Below are 25,567 nucleotides of genomic sequence, written 5' to 3' on the forward strand. Positions count from 1 at the left end.
GCAAAAAACCTGATCTCGATCAACTGAAGCAGCCTTTCAGGCTTGTAGTTGTAGATAAAACAAAATATTGCCACTAAAAATGCTTGTTTTCTATTTTTATGAGAATAATCTTGTAATTCCAACAACAATTCTTGAAGGACGACTGTATGACTATTCGCATTGCAATCAACGGTTTTGGCCGGATCGGCCGTAACGTCCTACGCGCACTCTATACCCAAGGTTACCGGCAAGACCTGCAGGTCGTCGCTATCAACGATCTGGGCAATAGCGAGATGAACGCTCATCTGCTGCGTTTCGACACAGTTCACGGCCCGTTCGCCGGCACCGTCGAATGCGACAGCGAAAGCCTGACAGTCAATGGTGACCGTATCGCTGTCAGCGCCATCCGCAACCCTGCCGAGTTGCCATGGAAAGCCCAGAACATCGATGTCGTCTTTGAATGCACCGGTCTGTTCACCGACCGCGAAAAAGCCGCCGCGCACATCACCGCCGGGGCCAGGAAAGTGATTATTTCGGCTCCTGCCAAAGGCGCGGACGCCACCATCGTATACGGCGTCAACCACGATACCCTGCGTCAATCGCATCAGATTATCTCCAGCGCTTCGTGCACCACCAACTGCCTGGCACCGGTCGCTCAGGTGCTGCATCGCGAGCTGGGCATCGAAAGCGGCCTGATGACCACCATTCACGCCTACACCAATGACCAGAACCTGATCGATGTGTATCACACCGATCCGTACCGCGCCCGTTCGGCCACTCAATCGATGATCCCGAGCAAGACCGGCGCAGCCGAGGCGGTGGGTCTGGTGCTGCCGGAACTGGCGGGCAAGCTCACCGGCATGGCCGTGCGGGTACCGGTGATCAACGTTTCCCTGGTGGACCTGACCGTCAATATCAAACGTGAAACCACCGCCGACGAAGTCAACGCACTGCTAAAGGAAGCCAGCCAGCACTCCAGGATTCTGGGCTACAACACCCTGCCGCTGGTTTCTCACGACTTCAACCATAACCCGCTGTCGTCGATCTTCGACGCCAACCACACCAAGGTCAGCGGCAAGCTGCTCAAGGTACTGGCCTGGTACGACAACGAGTGGGCGTTCTCCAACCGCATGCTCGACAACTGCCTGGCGCTGCACAACGCGCAGTAACAGCCGAGTATTAAGAAAAATACAGAAAGCCGACTTGACCGAATATGTGGATGATAAGCATTATCATCCACTGATTTTCCCGGTCAGGTATTTCTGTGTCGCAATCGCACTTCAATGACGTGTTTGTCGCTCAACGCGAGGTGCTGTTGCGAACCTTGCAAGGCATGGTGGGCAATCACAGCACCGCCGAAGACCTGCTGCAGGAAACCTGGCTGCGGGTCACCCGCGCCCTGACCGAACGCCCGATAGATCACCTGGAACCCTTCGTCTACCAGACCGCCCGCAACCTGGCGCTGGACCATTTGCGCTCGCGTCGCATTCATGGCCGCACTCTGGTCGAAGATGCCCCCGCCGAGCAGGTCGAAAGTGTCATCGCGCAACTCAGCACGCCCGAAGATGCTACTCACGCCAAGCGCCTGCTTGAAAGCCTCAGTGCCACTGTGGGTAAACTCAGCCCGCGCCAACAGAAAATATTCACGTTGAGCCGCCTTAACGGATGCAGCTATCTGGAGATCGCCGAACAACTGGACATCTCTGCAAGCACCGTACAAAAAGAACTGAAACTGATCATGGCGATCTGTGTGGGAGTCGTGGCAAGACTCGACCTGGCTTGACCGGGCCTGGACGCTGCCGCAGTCTGCTACCCCGCACTGATGCAAACAGATCGAACCGAAGTAGCCGAGGAACACCGTGAAAACAGAACGCCCGCAGTCGCTTGCCCAGGATGTACTGAGTGACAGCGCAATGGATCAAGCCCTGACCTGGCTGATCGAACTGGAAGGCGCAGACCCTGGGCAGCAGGAGCGTTTCGAGGCCTGGCTGCTGGCCGACCCAGCCCATGCCAAAGCCTTCGAGAAAGCACAGGCCATCTGGAACTCGCAAACGGTGCAACACGCGGCAGCGACCTTACAGTCACCGCGCAAGCCTTCGGCATGGCAGCGGGTCCGGCCACACTGGAAGCCTGTGGCGATGGCCGCCGTTCTGCTGTTGGGGCTGCTCAACTTCAGCAACCTGCCGCTGCGCATCCAGGCCGATCACCTGACCGTGGTTGGCGAACGCCAGCGCCTAGAACTGGCCGATGGCTCGAAAGTCCTGCTCAACACCGATTCGGCCTTTTCCAGCCACCTGGACGACGGCCAGCGTGTGGCACACCTTTATCGAGGAGAAGCCTATTTCAACGTGGCCCTCGACCCGAACGTGCCGATGGAAATCGAAGCCGGCCCGATCCGCATGAGCGCCAACAGCACCGAGTTTTCGGTGCGTTACCTCGATGGCGAGGCACGGGTTCAGGTCCAGCGTGGCGCAGTGGACGTCAGCGCCATACGCGGCGACTCCAGAGTCAGTCTCGGTGCGGGCGACAGCGTGCGTGTCGGCCCATCGGGCTTTGGCCATCGGGAAAGGCTCGACCCGGCCAAGGACCTGGCCTGGGTCCAGGGTCGACTGATCTTCGATAACAGCCCGCTCGGTGAAGTGCTTGCAGAACTGCGGCGCTACTACCCCGGCTGGATCATCAACACCAATCCGGCACTGGATCGCATCACCGTGACCGGCAACTACAAGCTGGATAATCCCCTGAACGTGGTGCGTTCACTGGCGCACATCACCTCGGCCAACGTGCGTGAATTGCCCGCCGTTGTACTCATCAACTGATCGACAAAACTTTTTTTACGCGCTCGTCCTCCCTCGTTCGTCTAGTCATAGCCGATGCAACTGATTCGTATTAACAATCAGAAGCACAACACTATAACCAGCAGTACGTCAGGGAGCGCCACAGATGTCATCCTCGTTCACTCACACGCGCAAGCGATTCGCACTTTCGCTGCTGACCGTGGCGGTTTTCAGCGCCGGCATGCAGGCGATGCCCGCCATTGCCGCGACCGAAAACGCTCCACAGGCACGAGCTGCCGGTACTTACACGTTCTCGATTACCCGACAACCGCTGGTTTCTGCGCTCAATGAGTTCAGCCGCGTCACCGGCTGGCAGGTCGGCATGTCGTCGGACCTGGCGCAAAATGTCGTCTCCCCTGGCGCCAATGGCAACCTGCAGCCCGCTCAGGCACTGGAGCGCCTGCTGTCGGGTAGTCAACTGAGCTATCGCAATCTGGGTGACAACAACATCGTGCTGGAAAAGCGCGTCTCCGGTGTCATCGCTCTTGAACAGACCACCGTCAGCGCCACACGTCAGGAGCAGGACATCGCCTCGGTTCCCAACACCGTCAGCGTGCACACCCGCGCCGAACTGGACCGCCAGAACGTCAATGACATTCGCGACCTGGTACGCAACGAACCGGGTGTTTCGGTGGGCGGCGCAGGCCAGCGTGGCGGCACCACCGGCTACAACATTCGAGGCATCGACGGAAACCGGGTGCTGACCCAGGTCGATGGCGTCGAGGTGCCGGACAGTTTCTTCACCGGTCCCTTCGCCCAGACCCGCCGCAATTATGTGGACCCGGAAATCGTCAAGCGCGTCGAAATCCTGCGCGGCCCAGCCTCGGCGCTGTACGGCAGCAGCGCCATCGGTGGTGTGGTCAGTTACTACACCCTGGACCCGGAAGACATCATCAAACCCGGCAAAGACGTCGGGGCGCGCCTGAAAACCGGCTACAGCTCGGCAGATGAAAGCTGGCTGACCTCGGGCACCGTCGCCGGTCGCCAGGGTGATTTCGACGCGCTGCTGCACCTGAGCCAGCGCGAAGGTCATGAAACCGAATCCTACGGCAGTACCAGCGGCACCGGCCTGACCCGTACCGAAGCCAACCCGGAAGACCAGCGCGCAAAGAATGTGCTGGCCAAGCTAGGCTGGAACTACGCCGACGACTCGCGCCTGGCGCTGACCTACGAAAAGTACAAGGATGATCGCGACACCAACCAGCTCAGCGCGGTCGGCGGGCCGTTCGGCAACGGCGTCGGGGTTGGCATGTACCGCGGTCGCTCCACCAACGACACCATCACCCGCGAGCGCTTTGGCATCGAACACACTTTCGCCCTCGACAGCCTGCTGGCCGACCAAGCCAAATGGAGTCTGAACTACCAGAACGCCAAGACCGAGCAGAACACCGAGGAACGCTACTTCCCGTTCAGCCGCGACCTGTTGCGCACTCGCGACACGCTCTATCAGGAAAAACAGTGGATCTTCGATGCTCAGTTCGACAAGGCCTTCGCGATTGCCGATACCCATCATGAACTGACTTACGGCACCACGCTCAAGCAACAGAAAGTCAGCGGTCTGCGGACCGGCAGTGCCATCTGTGCGCGGGTGCTCGGTGCCTGTACCGTGGCCGGAGCCACCAGCCCCGTGGCCAGCGACAACCCGGTGCCGACCAGTGACTTCCCGGACCCGACCATCACCAGCTATGCGCTGTTCGCCCAGGACCAGATCAGCTGGAACGACTGGACCTTCATGCCTGGCCTGCGTTACGACTACACCCGCCTGAAGCCGAAGATGACCGAGGAATTCCTCAATTCCGAAGGCCTGGACGATCCAAGCGGCGGCAATAACAAGGACCGGACCTGGGACCGGGTATCGCCCAAATTCGGCGTGACCTATGCCCTGAGCGACGAATACACCTGGTACGGCCAGTACGCCGAAGGTTTCCGCACACCGTCGGCCAAGGCCTTGTACGGCAGCTTTGAAAACACCACGACCGGTTATGTGGTCGAGCCCAACCCGAACCTGGAGCCGGAAAAGAGCAAGAGCTATGAAACCGGACTGCGTGGCCGCTTCGAGTCCGGTTCGTTCGATGTCGCCGTGTTCTATAACAAGTACCGCGACTTCATCAACGAAGACGGTCTGGCTGCCGGTTACGATGAACTTACCTTCCAGTCCTACAACATCAAGCACGCCACCATCAAAGGTGCCGAGATCAAGGGCCGCCTGAATCTGGACAGCTTCGGCGCGCCGCAAGGCCTCTACACCCAGGGCTCGATTGCCTACGCCCAGGGCCGCAACAACGACACGGGCGAACCGCTCAACAGCGTCAACCCACTGACCGGCGTTTTCGGCCTGGGCTACGAGCAGGGCAACTACGGAGGCCTGCTGAACTGGACACTGGTCAAACGCAAGAACCGTGTGGATGACAGCGAATTCCATGAGCCGGACGGTTCGACCTCACAGTTCCGCACACCGGGCTTCGGCATTCTGGATCTGAGCGGCTATTACAAGGTCACGAACGACGTCACCGTCAATGCCGGCCTCTACAACCTGACCGACAAGAAATACTGGCTCTGGGATGACGTTCGCGGCTACGACGGCGTGGGTGAAGCAGGTGCTACCGCGCCGGCCAACCTGGATCGCCTGACACAGCCGGGCCGCAACTTCAGCGTCAATCTGGTCTGGGACATCTGATTCCAGCCACCACCAGCCTTGTGAAAAACACGCCATCGAGCCTGATCGGCGGCGTGTTTTTTTACGCTTTGGGGGCTGGCCATTCGTCTATTCAACAACGCCCTCTCATTTTGCAAGGAAGAACCTGATGACAACCGAGCAGACTCGTCCTGCCCTGCGTTCCCAGCGTCTCAACCAGATTACCCATGCGCCCCACGAGCGGCTCGACAAGGCAGTCAAGGCCAATGCGCCTTTTGAAACCCTGGACAGCTACAAGCGTTTTGTCGTTGCCCAGTACCTTTTCCAGGCGGAACTGCAAAACCTCTACAACGACCCCGAGCTGATCCATATCGTCGCCGACCTGCCCGCCCGCTGCCGTGCAGAACAGGCCAGGGCCGACCTCGCGGACCTCAACACCGACATCCCTCAATCCGTCGCAGGCGCGGTGCAGAATCCGGGCAAGGCCGAAGCCCTGGGCTGGCTGTTCGTCTCCGAAGGCTCGAAGCTGGGCGCGGCCTTCCTGATCAAGCGTGCCGCCGCCCTGAACCTTAGCGAAAGCTTTGGTGCACGGCATCTGGGTGAACCGGCCGGTGGCCGTGCCGAAGGCTGGAAAACCTTTATCCGGACTCTGGACGGCCTGACATTCAGTGCCGAAGAAGAAGCACAGCTGGATCGGGGCGCCATTGCGGCGTTCGAGCGCTTCGCAGTGCTGTTGCAACACGCTTACGCGCATGCGCCACAGGGCGAACAGGTTCAGGCATGAAAAAACGCCCGGTGCTGTTAAGCTGGCCGGGCTTTGTGAACCTGCCTGTAGTGAACATGACCTATAAACCGCCCGGCTCCAGACTTTCGCGCTTTCTGTTTGGCATCCTCGCTTACGTCAGCCTGGGGATAGGCATTGCCGCCATATTCATCCCCGGCCTGCCGACAACCGAGTTCATTCTGCTGGCCGCCTGGGCCGCGACCCGCAGCTCGCCGCGCCTCAATGCCTGGCTGGAAAACCATCGCGTGTTCGGCCCGCTCCTGCGCAACTGGCGCAATGGCCGACTGGTCACGCGCAGCGCCAAGATCAGCGCAACCATCAGCATGCTGGTGTGCGCCATCGTGATGCTGAGCCTGCTCAACCATGTCTGGTGGCTCTACCTCGCTATCGCGGGCATGGCGATGGGCAATATGTGGCTGTGGTCCAGACCCGAGCCTGCCCGTGATCTGAATCAGTAACCCAAAAGAACAACCCGGCTATCCTGTCAGGTGCTTGTTCATGGTGCTGAACCCCGGAACACATGCCGGGGTCTACCCGTACACTTTCAATTTCTGACGGAGCGACCTCAATGTTTGAGCCAGGTCATCTGCACCTCACCCACGCCGCCCTGCAACGCTCAGGGTTCAGCTACGACATTCATGTCCATTACGAAGTGCGTGAAGATCCCGAGGAAGGAACCTGCATGCACTTCACCATGCAGGGCGAGATCAACGGCAAGACCTTCTCTGAAGAGTTTCAGTTACCCAGGGATCTGGCCTTCAACTTCGCCCATCACGCGGGACGCATCGGCATGAAACACGGCCTGCCCAACCTCGCCGCAATGCCCATCGACCTGCACAAGGACTACGACAGGATGTTCAAGGACGTGCGCGAAAAGCTGAATGCCCGGCCGGGTGAACCGGTCAAGCCGGAACATCTGGAGTAACCTTCTTCGCGAATTCATTCGCGAAAAACCTTGGCCCACAAGGCATACTTGCGCCTCTTCGCCCTCCAGAAGCCATAACGTCCCATGCGTATCCATGTCTGCTTCATCGACCGCGTCGGTATCACCCAGGAAGTGCTGGCCATCCTGGGTGGACGCAATCTGAATCTCGATGCCGTGGAGATGGTGCCTCCCAACGTTTACATCGATGCGCCGACCCTGAGCCATCAGATGCTCGAAGAGCTCAAGGATGCGTTGTTCCGGGTGCGTGGCGTCGAAGCGATCACCGTGGTCGATATCCTCCCCGGCCAGCGCCGCCACCTGCAACTCGATGCCCTGCTCGCCGCCATGACCGACCCGGTGCTGGCGCTGGACAGTGCCGGACATGTGCTGTTGGCCAACCCGGCGCTGATAGCGTTGATAGGCCGCGAACCTGAAGGCGAGCCCATCGGTGAACTGTTCGCCGACCCGAGCCTGCAGGCCACGCTGCTGGAAAACGGTTTTCGCCTGCCCATGCGCGAAGTCACCCTCAATGGCGAAGCCTTGCTGCTGGACGCCACGCCCATCACCGAAGCCGGTGCCCTGCTGACGTTGTACCTGCCCAGCCGGATCGGTGAGCGCCTGTCGGCATTGCATCATGACCATGCAGAAGGCTTCGATGCGCTGCTGGGTGAATCTCCCGCCATTCGCATACTCAAGACCCGCGCCCAGCGAGTCGCAGCGCTGGATGCGCCGTTGCTGATTCAGGGCGAAACCGGCACCGGCAAGGAACTGGTCGCCCGAGCCTGTCACGCCAGCAGCGCTCGCCATGGTGAGCCCTTTCTGGCGCTCAATTGTGCGGCGCTCCCGGAAAACCTGGCTGAAAGCGAATTGTTCGGTTATGCGCCCGGCGCGTTCACTGGCGCCCAGCGTGGCGGCAAACCAGGGCTGATGGAACTGGCCAACCAAGGCACCGTATTTCTGGATGAAATCGGCGAAATGTCGCCTTACCTGCAAGCCAAGCTGCTGCGTTTTCTCAACGACGGCAGCTTCAGACGGGTTGGCGGGGATCGGGAAGTCAGGGTCAACGTGCGCATCCTCAGCGCCACCCACCGCGACCTGGAAAAGATGGTCAGCGAAGGCGCCTTTCGCGAAGACCTGTTCTATCGCCTGAACGTGCTGAACCTGGAAGTCCCGCCGCTTCGCGAGCGCGGTCAGGACATTCTGCTGCTGGCCCGTTACTTCATGGAACAGGCCTGCACCCAGATCCAGCGCCCGGTATGCCGCCTGGCGACCGGCACCTATCCGGCCCTGCTGGGCAACCGCTGGCCGGGCAATGTGCGTCAGTTGCAGAACGTGATATTCCGCGCCGCGGCCATCAGTGAAAGCACAGTGGTGGACATCGGCGATCTGGATATAGCAGGTACCGCTGTCGCTCGCCAGAACGATGGCGAAGTCGGCAGCCTTGAACAGGCCGTAGAGGATTTCGAGCGCGAACTATTGCAGAAGCTTTATGCCGATCACCCCTCGACCCGGCAACTGGCGGCACGGCTGAACACCTCCCATACCGCGATTGCGCACCGGTTGCGCAAGTATGGGATAGGGAAGTAATGGCTGGCCTTTTCGCGAATGAATTTGCTTGTGGGAGCGAATTCATTCACGAACAACCGTAACAAAATCACTACACCGTAACGAATTCATTCCAAACCCTTCCAGTCCCCCACCAGCAAGGCTTTGATCCCATGAGGATTTTGCAGCCCTCCGCTACTGTATCGATTTCGCTACAGCCCTGAAAAAAACCTCTTTCCATAAATAATTTAAGCTATTGATTTAAAAGACAAATTCTATATTGGCCGCAAACTTGCAAAACAGCTTCTCATAGCACCAGCGCACGCCGCTGGCTTTTACCCTTGAGGAGTTGTTATGAGCGAGTTGCGATTCACCGTTGAGCACGAATGGCTGCGGGCCGAAGCCGATGGCAGTGTCACGGTAGGCATCACGCCTTATGCACAGGAATCCCTCGGTGACGTGGTTTACGTGCAACTTCCGGAATTACAGACCTACACTCAACACGCCGAAGTCTCGGTCGTGGAATCGGTGAAAGCCGCCAGCAGCATCAATATGCCGCTGGATGGCGAGGTGGTCGCCGTCAACGCCGAACTCGACAGCACCCCCGAACTGGTCAACGAAGATGCGCTTGGCGCAGGCTGGTTCTTTCGCTTCATCCCGCAAGACGCCAATGCCATTAACGGCCTGCTGGATCAGGACGCCTACGACCGACTGATCAAAGCCAACGCCGAAGCCTGAGGAGCGAGCCATGACTGACCTGAATACCGCCAACGAATTCATTGCCCGCCACATCGGCCCTCGCGCCAGTGACGAACAGGCCATGCTGCAAACCCTGGGCTTCGACTCTATCGAGGCACTGAGCGAAAGCGTGATCCCGCAGAGCATCAAGGGCACCAGCGTCCTGAACCTGCCCGCCGGCCAGAGCGAAGCCGATGCCCTGGCATCGATCAAGGCCATCGCCAGCAAGAACCAGTTGTTCAAGACCTACATCGGCCAGGGTTACTACAACACTCACACCCCGGCTCCGATCCTGCGCAACCTGCTGGAAAACCCGGCCTGGTACACCGCTTACACGCCGTATCAGCCAGAGATTTCCCAGGGCCGCCTGGAATCGCTGCTCAACTTCCAGACCCTGATCAGCGACCTCACCGGCCTGCCGATTGCCAACGCCTCGCTGCTGGATGAAGCCACCGCCGCTGCGGAGGCCATGACCTTCTGCAAGCGCCTGAGCAAGAACAAAAGCAGCCAGCACTTCTTCGCTTCGGCCCACTGCCATCCACAAACCCTGGACGTGCTGCGCACCCGCGCCGAGCCATTGGGCATTACCGTCGTGGTGGCCGATGAAGCAGAACTGGGCGATGTCAGCGACTACTTCGGTGCGCTGCTGCAATACCCGGCCAGCAATGGCGATGTGTTCGATTACCGCGAACTGATCGAACGCTTCCACAGCGCCAACGCGCTGGTGGCGGTGGCCGCCGACCTGCTGGCCCTGACCCTGCTGACGCCACCGGGCGAATTCGGCGCAGACGTAGCCATCGGCAGCGCCCAGCGTTTCGGCGTGCCGCTGGGCTTCGGTGGCCCGCATGCGGCGTACTTCTCCACCCGCGATGCGTTCAAGCGTGACATGCCGGGCCGTCTGGTCGGTGTCTCGGTGGATCGCCATGGCAAGCAGGCACTGCGTCTGGCCATGCAGACCCGCGAGCAACATATCCGTCGCGAGAAAGCCACCAGCAACATCTGCACCGCACAAGTGCTGCTGGCCAACATCGCCAGCATGTATGCCGTCTACCACGGGCCTGCCGGCCTGACACAAATCGCCAACCGCGTGCATCGCATGACTGCGATCTTCGCAGAAGGCCTGAGCCAACTGGGTCTGAAAATCGAGCAGGAATTCTTCTTCGACAGTCTGACCATAAACACAGGCGCCAAGACCGCCTCGCTGCACACCAAGGCACGCGCACACCATATCAACCTGCGTGAAATCAACGCCGAATACCTGGGCCTGTCCTTCGACGAAACCACCTCGCAGTCGGCGGTCGAAACCCTGTGGACGATCTTTGCTGCCGACGGTCAGACCCTACCGGACTTAGCAACCCTGGCTTCCAGTGCCAAGTCGTATCTGCCCAAGGCCCTGGCGCGTCAATCGGCGATCCTCAGCCATCCGGTCTTCAATCGCTATCACTCCGAAACCGAGCTGATGCGTTACCTGCGCAAGCTGGCCGACAAGGACCTGGCGCTGGACCGCACCATGATTCCGCTGGGCTCCTGCACCATGAAGCTCAATGCTGCCAGCGAAATGATCCCGGTCACCTGGGCCGAGTTCGGCAACCTGCACCCGTTCGCGCCAGCCGAGCAAAGCGCCGGTTACCAGCAACTGACCAGCGAACTGGAAACGATGCTCTGCGCCGCCACCGGCTACGATGCCATTTCCCTGCAACCCAACGCGGGCTCTCAGGGTGAATACGCCGGCCTGCTGGCGATCCGTGCCTACCACCAGAGCCGTGGCGATGAAGCCCGCGACATCTGCCTGATTCCGTCGTCCGCCCACGGCACCAACCCGGCCACCGCCCACATGGCCGGCATGCGCGTGGTAGTGACCGCCTGCGACGCACGCGGCAACGTCGATATCGAAGACCTGCGCGCCAAGGCCGTCGAGCATCGCGATCAACTCGCGGCCCTGATGATCACCTACCCGTCGACCCATGGCGTGTTTGAAGAAGGCATCCGTGAAATCTGCGGCATCATCCATGACAACGGCGGCCAGGTTTACATCGACGGCGCCAACATGAATGCCATGGTCGGCCTCTGCGCACCAGGCAAGTTCGGCGGCGACGTTTCGCACCTGAACCTGCACAAGACCTTCTGCATTCCCCATGGCGGTGGCGGCCCGGGCGTCGGCCCGATTGGCGTGAAGTCGCACCTGACACCGTTCCTGCCCGGCCACGGCCAGATGGAGCGCAAGGAAGGCGCAGTCTGCGCAGCACCGTTCGGCAGCGCGAGCATTCTGCCCATCACCTGGATGTACATTCGCATGATGGGCGGCGAAGGCCTCAAGCGCGCTTCGCAACTGGCGATCCTCAACGCCAACTACATCTCCCGTCGCCTGGAAGATCATTACCCGGTGCTCTACACCGGCAGCAACGGTCTGGTGGCCCACGAATGCATCCTGGACCTGCGCCCGCTCAAGGAAACCAGTGGCATCAGCGTCGATGACGTCGCCAAGCGCCTGATCGACTTCGGCTTCCACGCACCGACCATGTCGTTCCCGGTGGCCGGCACCCTGATGATCGAGCCGACCGAGAGCGAATCCAAGGAAGAACTGGATCGTTTCTGCGAGGCCATGATCAAGATCCGCGAGGAAATCCACGCTGTCGAAAACGGCACCCTGGACAAGGATGACAACCCGCTGAAAAACGCGCCGCACACTGCTGCGGAAATCGCCGGTCAATGGAGCCATCCGTACAGCCGCGAGCAGGCCGTGTACCCGGTCGAGTCGCTGATCGAAGGCAAATACTGGCCACCTGTGGGCCGTGTCGACAACGTGTTCGGCGACCGCAATCTGGTCTGCGCCTGCCCGTCCATCGAAAGCTACCAAGAGGCGTGATCGCCCAGCCTTCGCGAAGAACGCTCTTGCTGTAGAGGCGAACTCATTCGCGAAGGCCTTCTCTTGTATACGGAACCCATCATGCCGACAGAACAATTGCTGACCACACCGCTACACGCCCTGCACCGCGAACTCGGCGCCAAAATGGTGCCCTTCGCCGGTTATGACATGCCCGTGCAATACCCGGCCGGCGTCATGAAAGAACACCTGCATACCCGTGAAAAAGCCGGTCTGTTCGATGTCTCGCACATGGGCCAGATTCTTCTGACCGGTGCAGGCGCCGCGCAGGCACTGGAAACCCTGGTCCCGGTGGACATCATCGACCTGCCGGTCGGCATGCAGCGCTATGCAATGTTCACCAACGAAAACGGCGGCATCCTCGATGACCTGATGGTTGCCAACCTGGGCAACGATCAACTGATGCTGGTGGTCAATGCCGCCTGCAAGAACGAAGACCTGGCGCACCTGCGCAAGCATCTGGCTTCGCACTGCGCCATAGAACCCCTGTTTGAAGAACGCGCCCTGCTCGCCCTGCAAGGTCCGCAAGCGGCTACCGTGCTCGCACGCCTGGCTCCGCAAGTGGCAAGCATGACGTTCATGCAGTTCACCCGTGTCACGCTGCAGGGCAGCGAGTGCTATGTCAGCCGCTCGGGCTACACCGGCGAAGACGGTTATGAAATTTCGGTTCCGGCCGCACAGGCCGAAGCCTTGGCGCGTCGCCTGCTGGACGAGCCGGAAGTGGCTCCAATCGGCCTGGGGGCGCGTGACTCGCTACGCCTGGAAGCCGGTCTGTGCCTGTACGGCCACGACATGAATGTCGAGACATCCCCCGTCGAAGCCAGCCTGTTGTGGGCCGTTTCCAAGGCACGGCGCGCCGAAGGTATTCGTGCCGGCGGATTCCCCGGTGCCGAAAAAATATTCGTCCAGCAGCAAGCCGGCGTAGAAAAAAAACGTGTCGGCCTGTTGCCGCAGGAACGTACGCCGGTGCGTGAAGGCACCGAAATCGTCGATGCGGAAGGCCAGACAATCGGCAGCGTTTGCAGTGGCGGTTTTGGTCCGACACTGGGCGGCCCCTTGGCGATGGGCTATCTGGACAGCCACTTCACTGCGCTGGATACGCCAGTCTGGGCAGTGGTACGCGGCAAGAAAGTCCCGATGCTGGTAAGCAAAATGCCTTTTGTTGCGCAACGTTACTTCCGCGGCTGAAAACAGCGTCAAAAAAACAGCAATTATTCACGGCACAATTGCCCTGTTGCATGGTTCTTTCACAGAGCCGCGCAACAGGGGTTTTGTCGTCGAAAAAATGCCCCGACAAAGTGCACAAACGGTCCATAAACGGGCAGTTTTAAACCCTGACTGAAAGATCCCTGCAGCTCTCTGACGAGCATGAAAACAAGGGGCAAAGCGGGGCTTGTTTTTGTAACGAGAGTTGGCGTAGAGTTTCCTGACTGTGTTTGCATAGGTCGCTGAATCTGGACCTGGGCAGTAGCTCAAAGCGTTGCTACATCCCGTTCTACGTTTCTTACTTCTTGCAACCAGCCCCAGTACTCTTTCGTGTGAAAGAGGCTGTCACCAATTCAAGCGTCAAGGAAATAAGAAAATGTCCCAACGTCAGAGCGGCACCGTCAAGTGGTTCAACGACGAAAAAGGTTTTGGTTTTATCACTCCAGAAAGCGGTCCGGATCTGTTCGTACATTTCCGCGCAATTCAAGGTAACGGCTTCAAGAGCCTGAAAGAAGGCCAGAAAGTGACCTTCGTCGCCGTGCAGGGCCAAAAAGGCATGCAGGCTGATGAAGTACAGGCCGAAGGTTAATAACCAAAGCCCGAAAAGCCCCTGATTTTATTGATCTCAGGGGCTTTTTTATGGACGCGATTTCGTAAGATGCGGTCTTGACCGTAATCGAGAGCTTCGCGATGTCCAAACACCTGCTTCGACCGCAAGGCGATTTCGCCCCCGCTGGCCTTGCTCGACGTCTGGCAGCCATCTGTTACGACGCCTTCCTCTGCTTCGCTCTGCAACTGGTTACCGCCTTCGTCTACAAGCTGGTGCTGATGGCTTTCATCGGAGAGGCCAGACTGCGCGTTCTGTCCGAATCCGGCTCGCTGGATGGCGACCCTCTGCTCTCCTCTATTCTCCTGCTGGTCACCTTCGGTTTCTTCGCCAAGTTCTGGACCCATGGCGGCCAGACGCTGGGCATGCAGGTATGGGGCATTCGCGTACAGAACGCCGACGGCACCGCCATCAGCCTGATGCAGGCGCTGCTGCGTTTTATCGTGTCCATCGCTTCGTGGCTGTGCCTGGGGCTGGGCTTTGTCTGGTGCCTGTTCGACAAGCAGCAGCGTACCTGGCATGACATGTACTCCGGCACCCTGCTGGTAAAGGTCCCCAAACAGAAATAGCGCCCATGAAAAAGCCGACTCGAGGTCGGCTTTTTCAACTCACTGGATGATCATCCTGCGCGGCGAAGCAACAGCACACCCGCCAGGGCACAGGCGGCTGCCGGCACCAGCACCGCGAACAGCGGCGAGAAGCCGAACACCAGGCTCGACGGGCCCAGCAGGTCCTGAATAATACGGAAGGTAAAGCCTACCAGCACACCCGTGAAGACACGCTGCCCCAGGGTCACGGAACGCAGCGGGCCGAAGATGAACGAGATTGCCATCAGCACCAGCGCCACCGTCACCAGCGGCTGCAGGACCTTGGTCCAGAACGCCAGCCAGTAACGGCCATTGCTCAGGCCCTGATCCGCCAGATAGTGGGCATAGCTCCACAGACCGGAAATCGACAACGACTCGGGCGGCATGATGACCGTGCTCAGCAGTTGCGGGCTGAGGGAGACTTCCCAACGCTCCACCGGCGTCTTGATGACTTCGGTGCTGCCATCACGGAAATACGTGGTGCTGACGTCTTTCAGCTCCCAGTAATCGGTCATGTAGTTGGCCTGTCTGGCGAAGCTCGACGTCAGCATGTGGTGCTGCTCATCGAAACGATAGCGCGTCACGCCATACATCAGCCCGTTGGGTTGAACCGTGTTGATGTGGATGAACTCATCGCCCTGACGGTGCCACAAGCCATGCTTGGCACTCTGGGAGTCGCCGCTGCCCTGAGCCAGCGAACGAGCGGCCTGAGCCTGGTTTTCAGCGTAGGGCGCAACATACTCACCCACCAGCACACCGGCAGCCATAAGGAACAGCATGGGCTTCATGACGGCCCAGACGATGCGTGCAATGGACACACCGGCGGCCCGCATGATGGTCAGTTCGCTGCTGCTGGCCAGGGTACCCAGACCGATCAGGCAACCGATCAGGGCGGCCATCGGCAGCATGTCGTAGACCCGCCGCGGGGCGGTCATGAGGACGAAGCTGCCAGCATCCATCAGGGTGTAGCTGTCACTGATATCGCCCATCTCGTCGATGAAGGCGAACAGCGATGCCAGCCCCAGAATGATCCCCAGCACCGCCATGATCGCCAGGAATACGCTTTTACCAATGTATCGATCGAGCTTAACCACGAGCCACCTCCGCTACGCTACGGCGACTCGCCATTTTCAGCCGCAATGGCTCCCAGTAAATCAACGCCATGCCTATCAACAGGAAAATCCCGTGGACCCACCACATGCCCAGGCCGATCGGCAGCTTGCCTTTCTCCAGGGCGCCGCGCACGGCAATCAGGATGGTCAGGTAGGACATGTAAAGCAGAATTGCCGGCAGCAGCTTCAGATAGCGCCCTTGGCGAGGATTGACCCGTGCCAGCGGCACGGCCATCAGGGTCACGATGAAGACCAGGATCGGCAGCGAGATACGCCATTGCAACTCGGCCCGGTAGCGTGGCGTGTCGTTGCCGATCAGCTCGCTGGTGGGAATGGCTTCACGGTCGGTGACGTCCTCGCTGATTTCAGGCTTGGGCAGCATCGCACCATAGGTGTCGTACTTGATCGCACGATAATCGGCCTGGCCTGGATTACCGTCGTAGCGGTAGCCGTTTTCAAGGATCAGGAAACGGCTGCCGTCAGCACGCACTTCCTGGTGACCCTTGTCGGCCACCAGCACGGTAATGCTCGGCTCTTTGGTCTTGTCGGTGGAAATGCGCCGCTCGGAAATGAACACACCACTCAGGTTGGTGCGGTCCTCGGACAGTTCCTGGGTGTAGGTAATCCGTGAACCGTCGCGCAACGCCTGAAAACGCCCCGGCACCAGGGTGTCGAACTCGGTCATCGCATCCTGCTTGTTGATCAGCAGCGAGAACTGGGTTGCACCTTGCGGCGCGAGGCTGAAGCTCAGCCAGGCAACCAGCAGCGCCACGACGCCAGCCGGTGCCATGGTGATAGCGAGCAGACGCTGCTGGCTCATGCCGGTAGCGGAGAGCACAGTCATTTCGCTTTCCAGATACAGACGGCCATACGCCAGCAGAATGCCGAGGAACAGCCCCAACGGCAGGATCAACTGCAGGAAGCCCGGCAGACGGAAGCCCATGATCAGGAACAGTACGCCCGGATCGAGCGCACCCGAAGCAGCCTGGGCCAGATACTTGATGAAGCGCCCGCTCATGATGATCACCAGCAATACAGCGCTTACCGCGCTCAAGGTGACCAGCACTTCTCGGGACAGATAACGGAAGACAATCAAACCAGACACTCCAGAGTTGTCAGGCTCAGGCAGCCGAACAAGGGAAAATGAGCCACGGCAACCAGACATTCACACCCGGCAAAGGTGCGAGCCGCCAAAAAATATGCGGCATTATCCTGTGATTGAGTGTTCCTGTCACTGCGCGGTCTGGATAGTTCTCACAACAACTTCCTACACGGACCGTAAGAGCGGTTGTTCGGGGTTGTCAGCGGCTGCAAAGCAGGGTCAAACTGCAAGGCTTGACGCTGGCGTCGGCTGCACAAGGCCTCGACTTGCCGCTCACATCATTCATTTTGCGAAAGCTCGCAGTCTATTCGGGGACCCGACATGGAATTGGTTGTTAAAAGCGTAAGCCCAGAAACCTTGAAGACCGCCACCCTGGTGGTTGCAGTGGGCGAAAATCGCGTTCTGGGCACCGCGGCTCAAAGCGTGGACACGCTCAGCGGAGGCGCCATTGCCGCCGTTCTCAAGCGCGGCGACCTGGCTGGCAAGGTTGGCCAGAGCCTGCTGCTGCACAGCCTGCCCAACCTCAAGGCCGAGCGCGTCCTGCTGGTGGGTATCGGCAAGGAAACCGAGCTGTCGGACCGTCAATTCAAGAAAGTCATCAGCGGCGTACTCTCTACCCTCAAGGGCCTGGGCGGCAGCGATGCAGCCATCGCTCTGGATCAGGTCGCGGTAAAAAATCGCGACACTTACGGCAAGGCTCGCCTGCTGGTCGAAACCCTGGCTGACGGCGAATACGTGTTCGACCGCTTCAAGAGCCAGAAAGCCGAACCTCGCGCCCTGAAGAAAATCACCCTGCTGACCGCCAAGGCCAGCGTCGCCGATGTAGAGCGCGCAGCCACCCACGCCCAGGCCATCGCCAAGGGCATGGCCTTTACCCGCGACCTGGGTAACCTGCCGCCAAACATCTGCCACCCGACCTACCTGGGCGAAGAGGCCAAGGCGTTGGGCAAGGCCCACAAGAATCTCAAGGTCGAAGTACACGACGAGAAGAAACTGGCCGAACTGGGCATGGGCTCGTTCCTGGCAGTGGCTCAGGGCAGCGCCCAGCCACCGCGCCTGATCGTCATGAACTACCAGGGCGGCAAGAAAAGCGAAAAACCTTTCGTGCTGGTCGGCAAGGGCATCACGTTCGACACCGGCGGCATCAGCATCAAGCCGGCTGCGGGCATGGACGAAATGAAGTTCGACATGTGCGGTGCAGCCAGCGTGTTCGGCACCCTGCGCTCCGTGCTTGAGCTGCAACTGCCGATCAACCTGGTCTGCATCCTGGCCTGCGCCGAGAACATGCCGAGCGGCACCGCGACCCGTCCGGGCGATATCGTCAAGACCATGAGCGGCCAGACCGTCGAAATCCTCAACACCGACGCCGAAGGCCGTCTGGTGCTGTGCGATGCACTGACCTACGCCGAGCGCTTCAAGCCGCAGGCAGTCATCGACATCGCGACCCTGACCGGCGCCTGCGTGGTTGCACTGGGCGGCCACACGTCCGGCCTGCTGGGCAACAACGACGTGCTGATCAATCAACTGCTGGACGCCGGCAAGCTGGCCGACGACCGTGCCTGGCAACTGCCGCTGTTCGACGAGTATCAGGAGCAACTGGACAGCCCGTTCGCCGACATCGCCAACATCGGCGGCCCGAAAGGCGGCACCATCACCGCAGCCTGCTTCCTGTCGCGCTTCACCAAGGCGTATGACTGGGCACACCTCGACATCGCCGGTACTGCATGGCTGAGCGGCGGCAAGGAAAAAGGCGCAACCGGTCGTCCGGTTCCGCTGCTGACCCAATACCTGCTCGACCGCGCTGGCGCATAAGATGCCTGGCGGCGTATCGGCCTTGTCGGTCGATACGCCGCCTGCTCTGGAACAGACATGACTCAAGTCGACTTTTATATTCTCCCCAGCGCCGCCCCTGCAGCACGCCTGGATTTCGCCTGCAAGCTGACGGAAAAAGCCTGGCGCCTGGGTCACAAGGTCTACCTGCATTGCAGCGACGCCGCCCAGCGCGAAGACCTCGACGCCCGGCTGTGGCGATTCAAAGGCGAAGTTTTCCTGCCCCATGGCGAAGCCGAAAGCGATCACGAGGCTCCGGTTGTACTGGGCCTTGGGGACGATCCCGGGCAACATCAGGACCTGCTGGTCAATCTTGACCTGCGCATCCCGACCTTCTTCAAGCGTTTCGCCCGGGTGGCGGAAGTCGTCGTGGAAGAACCGGCAATACGTCTGGCGGCACGAGAGAGTTTCCGCTCGTACCGCGAACAGGGTTATCCTCCGCAAGATCACCGACTACAGCGTCTTTGAGTACACGATGGATACTTCAAAAAAAGCTGAACCTGCGCTTCTGCTGGACGACCTCGAATCGATCCGCCAACTGCTCGGCGATGACAACCTGCAACCGCCCCTGCTGACGGACACGATCCACCGCGAAGTCCAGATCCCGTTGCTGTTCGACGTCGTCGGCAACAAACCCGACAGAACACAGGAAGCGGATTACGACAATCCGGACATTCCGACGCTGCTGCCTGACTCCCCCGTGCAAGCAACAGCCCCCCAGCCCGCTCCCGAACCGGAACCGCAATCCAGCCCGAACCCCGATGCCCTGCTGCATCTGGACAGAGAACTGCGGGCCGCGGCGCAACTGATCATGCAAGACGTGATCGACGACTTTGCCCCGCATATCGAGACGGAGATAAAGCGCCGGCTTGAGGCGAGGCTGGAGAGGCTTGTCGCAAACGCAACAGCGACAAGCGGCAAGCTCTAAGAGCAGGAGTTTCAAGCTTCAAACGGCAAGCTGGATCAAACGCTTGAGGCTTGTAGCTTTCAACTTGCCGCTCAAAGCTTGTCGCTTGCAGCTTCCCCTGCGTCTATACTTGTCGGCTTTTCTGAATCAATGCCACAGGGTCCCGCCGCGCATGGACAAGACTTACCAGCCGCACGCCATCGAAACTTCCTGGTACCAGACCTGGGAGTCCGAAAACTATTTCGCTCCCCAGGGCGCAGGGGACTCCTACACCATCATGATCCCGCCGCCGAACGTGACCGGCAGCCTGCACATGGGTCATGGTTTCAACAACGCGATCATGGATGCCCTGATCCGTTTTCGTCGCATGCAGGGCCGCAATACCCTGTGGCAACCGGGCACCGACCATGCGGGTATCGCCACGCAGATGCTGGTCGAGCGCCGTATCGAAGCTCAGGGCCAGAGTCGTCACGACCTGGGCCGCGAGAAGTTTCTGGAAAAAATCTGGGAATGGAAGGATGAGTCCGGTGGCAACATCAGCCGTCAGATCCGTCGCCTGGGCTCGTCCGTGGACTGGAGCCGCGAGCGCTTCACCATGGACGACGGCATGTCCGCCGCCGTACAGGAAGCCTTCGTTCGTTTGCATGAAGACGGCCTGATCTACCGTGGCAAGCGTCTGGTCAACTGGGACACCAAGCTGCACACCGCGATTTCCGATCTGGAAGTGGAAAACCACGACGAGAAAGGTCACCTGTGGAACCTGCGCTACCCGCTGGCCGACGGCGCGAAAACCGCTGAAGGCCTGGATTACCTGATCGTTGCCACCACGCGCCCTGAAACCATGCTCGGTGACGCGGCCGTTGCGGTGAACCCTGAAGACGAACGCTACAAGGCGCTGATCGGCAAGTTCGTCGAGCTGCCACTGGTTGGCCGTCGCATCCCGATCATTGCAGACGATTACTGCGACCCTGAATTCGGCACCGGCTGCGTGAAAATCACCCCGGCCCACGATTTCAACGACTATGAAGTCGGCAAGCGCCACAACCTGCCGCTGCTGAACATCTTCGACAAGAACGCTTCGGTGCTGCCTGCCGCTCAGGTGTTCAACCTCGACGGCACGCTTAACGAGTCCATCGACGGCCGCCTGCCTGCCGAATACGCCGGCCTGGACCGTTTCGAGGCGCGCAAGCAGATCGTCGCCGCATTCGATGCCGCCGGCCTGCTGGTCAGCGTCGATGACCACGCCCTGAAAGTCCCGAAAGGCGACCGCTCCGGCACCATCATCGAGCCGTGGCTGACCGACCAGTGGTACGTTTCCACCAAACCATTGGCCGAACCTGCCATTGCCGCAGTGGAAGACGGCCGCATCGCCTTCGTGCCCAAGCAGTACGAAAACATGTACTTCTCGTGGATGCGCGACATCCAGGACTGGTGCATCAGCCGTCAGCTCTGGTGGGGCCACCGCATTCCGGCCTGGTACGACGAGTCCGGCAAGGTCTACGTCGGTCGCGACGAAGCCGAAGTGCGCGCCAAGCACAACCTGGGGCCGAACGTTGCGCTGCAACAGGACAACGACGTACTCGACACCTGGTTCAGTTCGGGCCTGTGGACCTTCTCCACCCTCGGCTGGCCGGAAAAGACCAAGGCACTGGAAACCTTCCACTCCACTGACGTGCTGGTCACCGGTTTCGACATCATTTTCTTCTGGGTCGCCCGGATGATCATGCTCACCATGCATCTGGTGAAAAACGAGGATGGCACGCCGCAAGTACCGTTCAAGACGGTTTATGTGCATGGTCTGGTGCGCGATGGCCAGGGCCAGAAGATGTCCAAGTCCAAGGGCAACGTCCTGGACCCGCTGGATATCGTCGACGGTATCGACCTGGAAACCCTGGTACAGAAGCGCACCAGCGGCCTGATGCAGCCACAACTGGCCAGGAAGATCGAAAAGCAGACCCGTCAGGAATTCGCCGACGGCATCGCCAGCTACGGCACCGATGCGCTGCGCTTCACCTTCTGCTCGTTGGCGTCCACCGGTCGCGACATCAAGTTCGACATGGGCCGCGTGGAAGGCTATCGCAACTTCTGCAACAAGATCTGGAACGCGGCGCGCTACGTGCTGGACAAGGGCGAAGACTGCGGCCAGAACGGCGAAGAAGTCGAACTGTCCCTGGCTGACCGCTGGATCATCTCGCAACTGCAACGCACTGAAGCTGAAGTGACCCGCCAACTGGATCAGTTCCGCTTCGACCTCGCGGCACAAGCCTTGTACGAGTTCATCTGGAACCAGTATTGCGACTGGTATCTGGAGCTGTCCAAGCCTGTGCTCTGGGACGAAAACGCACCGATCGAACGTCAGCGCGGCACCCGTCGCACACTGGTTCGCGTACTGGAAGTCGCATTGCGTCTGGCGCATCCGTTCATGCCGTTCATCACCGAAGAAATCTGGCAGCGCCTCGCGCCGCTGGCCGGCATCGACGGCAAGACCATCATGCTGCAAGCCTGGCCGGTGGCCAATGAAGCACGCATCGATGCGGCTGCCGAAGGCGACATCGAATGGCTCAAGGGCCTGATGCTGGCGGTGCGTAACATCCGTGGTGAAATGAACATCGGTCCGGGCAAGCCGCTGCAACTGTTCCTCAAGAACGTCAACGCCGAAGACCAGCGTCGCCTGAGCGAGAACGACTACCTGCTCAAGAAACTGGCCAAGCTCGAATCCATCACCGTACTGGCTGAAGGTGCAGAAGCACCGCTGTCCGCGACCGGTCTGGTGGGCGAAATGGAAGTGCTGGTGCCAATGGCCGGCCTGATCGACAAGGGTGCCGAACTGGCGCGTCTGGACAAAGAAATCCAGCGCCTGCAAGGCGAAGTCCAGCGCGTGGGCGGCAAGCTGTCCAACGCGGCGTTCGTCGACAAGGCACCGCCTGAAGTCATCGCCAAGGAACGCGCCAAGCTGACAGAAGCCGAACAGGCCCTGAGCAAGCTGGCCGAGCAACACGCACGTATCGCCAGTTTGTAGCCCTATGTGCTGGTAGGAGCGCGCTTGCCCGCGACAGCGTACCTTCAGTCGGAATCAATATCCGTTGTGAGTACGAGGTCGCGGGCAAGCGCGCTCCTACGGGGCGCAGCATTCGCATCTTCAGAACGACTCCCCATGACCACGCCAGACAAACCCAAACCTCCCCGCAAAAAGCCCCAGCGTCCTGCCAAGCCAACAGAGCCTCGCGAGAAGGCCACGCTGCACTCGCGCAACCGCCATCAGGGTCGCTACGACTTTCCCAAGCTGATCAAAAGCAGCCCGGAACTGGCCGAGTTCGTGATCCTCAACCCCTATGGGAAGGAAAGCATCGACTTCGCCAACCCTGTGGCCGTGCGGGTCTTCAACCGGGCGTTGCTCAAGGCGCTGTATGGCATCGCCCATTGGGATATTCCGGCTGACTACCTGTGCCCGCCAATTCCGGGGCGTGCCGATTACCTGCATTTTCTCGCCGACCTGCTGGCCAGCGAGAACAATGGCGAGATTCCACGCGGCGCCTCGATCAAGGCGCTGGACATCGGCACCGGTGCCAACTGCATCTATCCGCTGCTGGGTCACAGTGACTATGGCTGGCATTTCGTGGGCTCGGATATCGACAGCACTGCCATCGCGGCGGCCACGACCATCATCAAGGCAAACGGCTTGAGCAAGGCCATCAGCGTGCGTCAGCAGACCAATCGCAAGCACATTCTGCTGGGCCTGCTCGACAGCAGTGAGCGCTTCGAGGTGAGCCTGTGCAACCCGCCCTTCCATTCCTCGCTGGAGGAAGCACAGCGCGGCAGCCAGCGTAAATGGCGCGCACTGGGCAAGGCTGACCCCAAGCGCAAGCTGCCGGTGCTCAATTTCGGCGGGCAATCCCAGGAATTATGGTGCGAAGGTGGCGAGATCGGTTTCGTGACCCAGTTGATCCACGAAAGCGCCCAGATACCGACACAGGTGCGCTGGTTCAGCACCCTGGTGTCCAAGGCCTCGAACCTGCCTGCCATTCAGGCTGCGCTGACACGAGCCGGCGTGCTGCAAAGCCGGGTCGTAGAAATGGGCCAGGGCCAGAAGCAAAGCCGTTTCGTAGCCTGGACCTTCATGCAGGAGTGAATTCATTCGCGAATAAATTCGCTACAGCATCAAAAAAGCCGTGCCCGGTTATCCGGCGCACGGCTTTTTCACAGCAAGCGTGAGCTTACTTGTTGATCGAGTCGTTCAGCACTTTGGCCGGTACGAACTTGATGACTTTCTTGGCAGCGATTTCGATGGCAGCGCCAGTCGAAGGGTTGCGGCCGGTGCGAGCTGGACGCTCAGCAACTTTCAGCTTGCCGATACCTGGCAAGGTGATTTCAACGCCGTTTTCCAGTTGGTCGGCAACGATTTGGCCCAACTGCTCAAGAGCATTACGCGCGGTGGTTTTTGGCGCGTCGATAGCTTCAGCGATATCGGCGATCAATTGGTCTTTGGTAAGAGCCATGGTGGTGTTCCTTCCCTATCAAATTCATTTGGATTGCAGAACGTAACGTCGGCCAAAGGCCGGGCAATGAACCAGACTCCGCTGGCAGCCACGATAAATCGCGAAATGTAGATACTTAAACCGGGATTTGGTTCGGCCCACACGTAGACGATCTGCATGCTTGGCGCGCTTGAGTGCGCAAGACCGGGCAAAACTAGCACAGAGCCGGGCAAATATCCGCCCTTACCTATCCTTTTGGTCAGGTTTAAGCGGTAATCGCTCAAAAATTGATCATAAAACATCCTGTCGAATGGAAAACCGGGCTCTGCAAGGCCATTTTCCGCAGGCCTGCGTTACACTGACGGCCTTGCACGAGCTGTCCGCTCTTCATCATTACCAGCCGAGATATCCATGCCGATCCGTCATTGCATCGTCCACCTGATCGACAAGAAACCCGATGGTACGCCCGCTGTTCTCCACGCTCGCGATACCGAACTCGCCGAGTCCCAGGCCATCGAGAACATGCTCGCGGACCTCAACGAGAGCTACAACGCCAAACAGGGCAAGGCCTGGGGGTTGTTCCACGCCGAATCCGGTGCACACCCGTTCAGCGGCTGGTTGAAGGAATACCTGGACGGCGCAAACGACTTCACGGCGTTCTCCCGCGTGTCGGTGGAGCATCTGCAGAAGCTGATGGAAGAATCCAACCTGTCGGTGGGCGGTCATGTGCTGTTTGCGCATTACCAGCAAGGCATGACTGATTACCTGGCCATCGCCCTGCTGCACCACAGCGAAGGCGTGGCGGTGAATGACGAACTGGACGTAACCCCGTCCCGGCACCTGGATCTGGGCCAGTTGCACCTGGCTGCACGGATCAACATTTCGGAATGGCAGAACAACAAGCAATCCAAGCAATACATCTCTTTCATCAAGGGCAAGAACGGCAAGAAAGTCTCGGAGTACTTCCGCGACTTCATCGGCTGCCAGGAAGGCGTGGACGGCCCCGGCGAAACCCGCACCCTGCTCAAGGCGTTCAGCGACTTCGTGGAAAGCGAAGACCTGCCGGAAGAGTCCGCTCGCGAGAAAACCAAGACCCTGGTGGATTACGCCAGCAGCCAGAGCAAAATGGGCGAGCCCATGGGCCTGGAAGAGCTGTCCGAACTGATCGATGAGGACCGCCCGCGCGCGTTCTACGATCACATCCGCAACAAGGACTACGGCCTGTCTCCGGAAATCCCGGCGGACAAACGCACCCTGAACCAGTTCCGGCGCTTCACAGGCCGTGCAGAAGGCCTTTCGATCAGCTTCGAGGCACACCTGCTGGGCGACAAGATCGAATATGACGAGCAAGCCGGCACCCTGATCATCAAGGGCCTGCCAACCCAGCTCACCGACCAGCTGAAACGGCGCTGAT

The 25,567-nt window shown here is 59.7% G+C and carries 22 protein-coding genes; 19 read left to right on the forward strand and 3 right to left on the reverse strand.

What is annotated here, in order from left to right; genetic code table 11:
* The first annotated feature begins 146 nt into the window (after window positions 1-146).
* From gap to CKW23_RS04745, 13 genes are all read left to right on the forward strand, one after another.
* Window positions 147-1,148 (forward strand): type I glyceraldehyde-3-phosphate dehydrogenase, encoded by a 1,002-nt coding sequence (gene gap, locus CKW23_RS04685; RefSeq protein ID WP_025258761.1) that lies wholly within the window; start codon window positions 147-149, stop codon window positions 1,146-1,148.
* Between the two features lie 95 nt (window positions 1,149-1,243).
* Entirely contained in the window at window positions 1,244-1,762 is a 519-nt protein-coding gene (locus CKW23_RS04690) for an RNA polymerase sigma factor (protein ID WP_025258760.1), read from the forward strand.
* Window positions 1,763-1,892: 130 nt separating this feature from the next.
* Window positions 1,893-2,798: a FecR domain-containing protein gene (locus CKW23_RS04695; RefSeq protein WP_025258759.1), complete on the forward strand. Its 906-nt coding sequence runs from the start codon at window positions 1,893-1,895 to the stop codon at window positions 2,796-2,798.
* 124 nt (window positions 2,799-2,922) lie between these two features.
* A complete protein-coding gene (locus CKW23_RS04700; RefSeq protein ID WP_095067127.1) occupies window positions 2,923-5,493 on the forward strand; it encodes a TonB-dependent receptor in 2,571 nt (856 codons plus the stop codon).
* Window positions 5,494-5,620: 127 nt separating this feature from the next.
* Entirely contained in the window at window positions 5,621-6,235 is a 615-nt protein-coding gene (locus CKW23_RS04705; protein WP_025258757.1) for a biliverdin-producing heme oxygenase, read from the forward strand.
* Complete coding sequence (locus CKW23_RS04710) at window positions 6,232-6,693, forward strand: YbaN family protein (protein ID WP_025258756.1); 462 nt, start codon at window positions 6,232-6,234, stop codon at window positions 6,691-6,693. The genes CKW23_RS04705 and CKW23_RS04710 overlap by 4 nt, the downstream gene beginning before the upstream one ends.
* A gap of 110 nt (window positions 6,694-6,803) precedes the next feature.
* The gene (locus CKW23_RS04715) at window positions 6,804-7,160 is read left to right on the forward strand and encodes a DUF5064 family protein (RefSeq protein WP_025258755.1); all 357 of its coding nucleotides are present in this window, start codon (window positions 6,804-6,806) and stop codon (window positions 7,158-7,160) included.
* 84 nt (window positions 7,161-7,244) lie between these two features.
* On the forward strand, window positions 7,245-8,747 hold the full coding sequence (locus CKW23_RS04720; RefSeq protein WP_025258754.1) for a sigma-54-dependent transcriptional regulator: 1,503 nt from the start codon (window positions 7,245-7,247) through the stop codon (window positions 8,745-8,747).
* Window positions 8,748-9,059: 312 nt separating this feature from the next.
* Window positions 9,060-9,443: a glycine cleavage system protein GcvH gene (gene gcvH, locus CKW23_RS04725; protein WP_025258753.1), complete on the forward strand. Its 384-nt coding sequence runs from the start codon at window positions 9,060-9,062 to the stop codon at window positions 9,441-9,443.
* A gap of 10 nt (window positions 9,444-9,453) precedes the next feature.
* Window positions 9,454-12,309: an aminomethyl-transferring glycine dehydrogenase gene (gcvP, locus tag CKW23_RS04730; protein ID WP_095067128.1), complete on the forward strand. Its 2,856-nt coding sequence runs from the start codon at window positions 9,454-9,456 to the stop codon at window positions 12,307-12,309.
* 81 nt (window positions 12,310-12,390) lie between these two features.
* Window positions 12,391-13,515, forward strand: a complete 1,125-nt coding sequence (gcvT, locus tag CKW23_RS04735; protein WP_025258751.1) for a glycine cleavage system aminomethyltransferase GcvT — start codon at window positions 12,391-12,393, stop codon at window positions 13,513-13,515.
* 394 nt (window positions 13,516-13,909) lie between these two features.
* A complete protein-coding gene (locus CKW23_RS04740) occupies window positions 13,910-14,122 on the forward strand; it encodes a cold-shock protein (protein ID WP_007934683.1) in 213 nt (70 codons plus the stop codon).
* Window positions 14,123-14,223: 101 nt separating this feature from the next.
* Window positions 14,224-14,709, forward strand: coding sequence for an RDD family protein (locus CKW23_RS04745; protein WP_025258750.1), 486 nt, complete (start codon window positions 14,224-14,226; stop codon window positions 14,707-14,709).
* A gap of 50 nt (window positions 14,710-14,759) precedes the next feature.
* Here the strand turns inward: CKW23_RS04745 and lptG are convergent, their stop codons facing one another.
* Both lptG and lptF read right to left on the reverse strand, forming a co-directional pair.
* Window positions 14,760-15,821, reverse strand: coding sequence for an LPS export ABC transporter permease LptG (lptG, locus tag CKW23_RS04750; protein ID WP_025258749.1), 1,062 nt, complete (start codon window positions 15,819-15,821; stop codon window positions 14,760-14,762).
* Window positions 15,814-16,935: an LPS export ABC transporter permease LptF gene (lptF, locus tag CKW23_RS04755; protein ID WP_025258748.1), complete on the reverse strand. Its 1,122-nt coding sequence runs from the start codon at window positions 16,933-16,935 to the stop codon at window positions 15,814-15,816. Before lptF ends, lptG begins: the two co-directional genes overlap by 8 nt.
* Before the next feature lie 327 nt (window positions 16,936-17,262).
* On the opposite strand from lptF, the gene CKW23_RS04760 reads away from it, so the two are divergent.
* From CKW23_RS04760 to rlmF, 5 genes are all read left to right on the forward strand, one after another.
* Window positions 17,263-18,753 (forward strand): leucyl aminopeptidase, encoded by a 1,491-nt coding sequence (locus CKW23_RS04760; RefSeq protein WP_025258747.1) that lies wholly within the window; start codon window positions 17,263-17,265, stop codon window positions 18,751-18,753.
* A 57-nt stretch (window positions 18,754-18,810) separates the two neighbouring features.
* Window positions 18,811-19,239, forward strand: a complete 429-nt coding sequence (locus CKW23_RS04765) for a DNA polymerase III subunit chi (RefSeq protein WP_025258746.1) — start codon at window positions 18,811-18,813, stop codon at window positions 19,237-19,239.
* A gap of 7 nt (window positions 19,240-19,246) precedes the next feature.
* The gene (locus tag CKW23_RS04770; RefSeq protein WP_025258745.1) at window positions 19,247-19,699 is read left to right on the forward strand and encodes a hypothetical protein; all 453 of its coding nucleotides are present in this window, start codon (window positions 19,247-19,249) and stop codon (window positions 19,697-19,699) included.
* Between the two features lie 151 nt (window positions 19,700-19,850).
* Entirely contained in the window at window positions 19,851-22,697 is a 2,847-nt protein-coding gene (locus CKW23_RS04775; protein WP_025258744.1) for a valine--tRNA ligase, read from the forward strand.
* Between the two features lie 135 nt (window positions 22,698-22,832).
* Window positions 22,833-23,807 (forward strand): 23S rRNA (adenine(1618)-N(6))-methyltransferase RlmF, encoded by a 975-nt coding sequence (rlmF, locus tag CKW23_RS04780; RefSeq protein WP_095067129.1) that lies wholly within the window; start codon window positions 22,833-22,835, stop codon window positions 23,805-23,807.
* Between the two features lie 85 nt (window positions 23,808-23,892).
* Here the strand turns inward: rlmF and CKW23_RS04785 are convergent, their stop codons facing one another.
* Entirely contained in the window at window positions 23,893-24,174 is a 282-nt protein-coding gene (locus tag CKW23_RS04785; protein ID WP_020304671.1) for an HU family DNA-binding protein, read from the reverse strand.
* Window positions 24,175-24,564: 390 nt separating this feature from the next.
* On the opposite strand from CKW23_RS04785, the gene yejK reads away from it, so the two are divergent.
* Window positions 24,565-25,566 carry a nucleoid-associated protein YejK gene (yejK, locus tag CKW23_RS04790; protein WP_025258743.1) on the forward strand — a complete coding sequence of 334 codons (1,002 nt, stop codon included), beginning with the start codon at window positions 24,565-24,567 and terminating at the stop codon, window positions 25,564-25,566.
* The last annotated feature ends 1 nt before the right edge of the window (window position 25,567 follow it).

Source organism: Pseudomonas sp. Irchel 3A18 (assembly GCF_900187465.1).
GTDB lineage: Bacteria > Pseudomonadota > Gammaproteobacteria > Pseudomonadales > Pseudomonadaceae > Aquipseudomonas > Aquipseudomonas cichorii.

What these genes read in the sequence shown, in the direction of transcription:
- CKW23_RS04705 (WP_025258757.1), top strand. Translation starts at nt 5,621, where the DNA reads ATGACAACCGAGCAGACTCGTCCTGCCCTGCGTTCCCAGCGTCTCAAC.
- CKW23_RS04720 (WP_025258754.1), top strand. Translation starts at nt 7,245, where the DNA reads ATGCGTATCCATGTCTGCTTCATCGACCGCGTCGGTATCACCCAGGAA.
- CKW23_RS04760 (WP_025258747.1), top strand. Translation starts at nt 17,263, where the DNA reads ATGGAATTGGTTGTTAAAAGCGTAAGCCCAGAAACCTTGAAGACCGCC.
- gcvP (WP_095067128.1), top strand. Translation starts at nt 9,454, where the DNA reads ATGACTGACCTGAATACCGCCAACGAATTCATTGCCCGCCACATCGGC.
- CKW23_RS04765 (WP_025258746.1), top strand. Translation starts at nt 18,811, where the DNA reads ATGACTCAAGTCGACTTTTATATTCTCCCCAGCGCCGCCCCTGCAGCA.
- gcvT (WP_025258751.1), top strand. Translation starts at nt 12,391, where the DNA reads ATGCCGACAGAACAATTGCTGACCACACCGCTACACGCCCTGCACCGC.
- gcvH (WP_025258753.1), top strand. Translation starts at nt 9,060, where the DNA reads ATGAGCGAGTTGCGATTCACCGTTGAGCACGAATGGCTGCGGGCCGAA.
- CKW23_RS04740 (WP_007934683.1), top strand. Translation starts at nt 13,910, where the DNA reads ATGTCCCAACGTCAGAGCGGCACCGTCAAGTGGTTCAACGACGAAAAA.
- CKW23_RS04715 (WP_025258755.1), top strand. Translation starts at nt 6,804, where the DNA reads ATGTTTGAGCCAGGTCATCTGCACCTCACCCACGCCGCCCTGCAACGC.
- CKW23_RS04785 (WP_020304671.1), bottom strand. Translation starts at nt 24,174, where the DNA reads ATGGCTCTTACCAAAGACCAATTGATCGCCGATATCGCTGAAGCTATC.
- gap (WP_025258761.1), top strand. Translation starts at nt 147, where the DNA reads ATGACTATTCGCATTGCAATCAACGGTTTTGGCCGGATCGGCCGTAAC.
- CKW23_RS04700 (WP_095067127.1), top strand. Translation starts at nt 2,923, where the DNA reads ATGTCATCCTCGTTCACTCACACGCGCAAGCGATTCGCACTTTCGCTG.
- rlmF (WP_095067129.1), top strand. Translation starts at nt 22,833, where the DNA reads ATGACCACGCCAGACAAACCCAAACCTCCCCGCAAAAAGCCCCAGCGT.
- CKW23_RS04775 (WP_025258744.1), top strand. Translation starts at nt 19,851, where the DNA reads ATGGACAAGACTTACCAGCCGCACGCCATCGAAACTTCCTGGTACCAG.
- CKW23_RS04695 (WP_025258759.1), top strand. Translation starts at nt 1,893, where the DNA reads ATGGATCAAGCCCTGACCTGGCTGATCGAACTGGAAGGCGCAGACCCT.
- yejK (WP_025258743.1), top strand. Translation starts at nt 24,565, where the DNA reads ATGCCGATCCGTCATTGCATCGTCCACCTGATCGACAAGAAACCCGAT.
- CKW23_RS04770 (WP_025258745.1), top strand. Translation starts at nt 19,247, where the DNA reads ATGGATACTTCAAAAAAAGCTGAACCTGCGCTTCTGCTGGACGACCTC.
- CKW23_RS04710 (WP_025258756.1), top strand. Translation starts at nt 6,232, where the DNA reads ATGAAAAAACGCCCGGTGCTGTTAAGCTGGCCGGGCTTTGTGAACCTG.
- CKW23_RS04745 (WP_025258750.1), top strand. Translation starts at nt 14,224, where the DNA reads ATGTCCAAACACCTGCTTCGACCGCAAGGCGATTTCGCCCCCGCTGGC.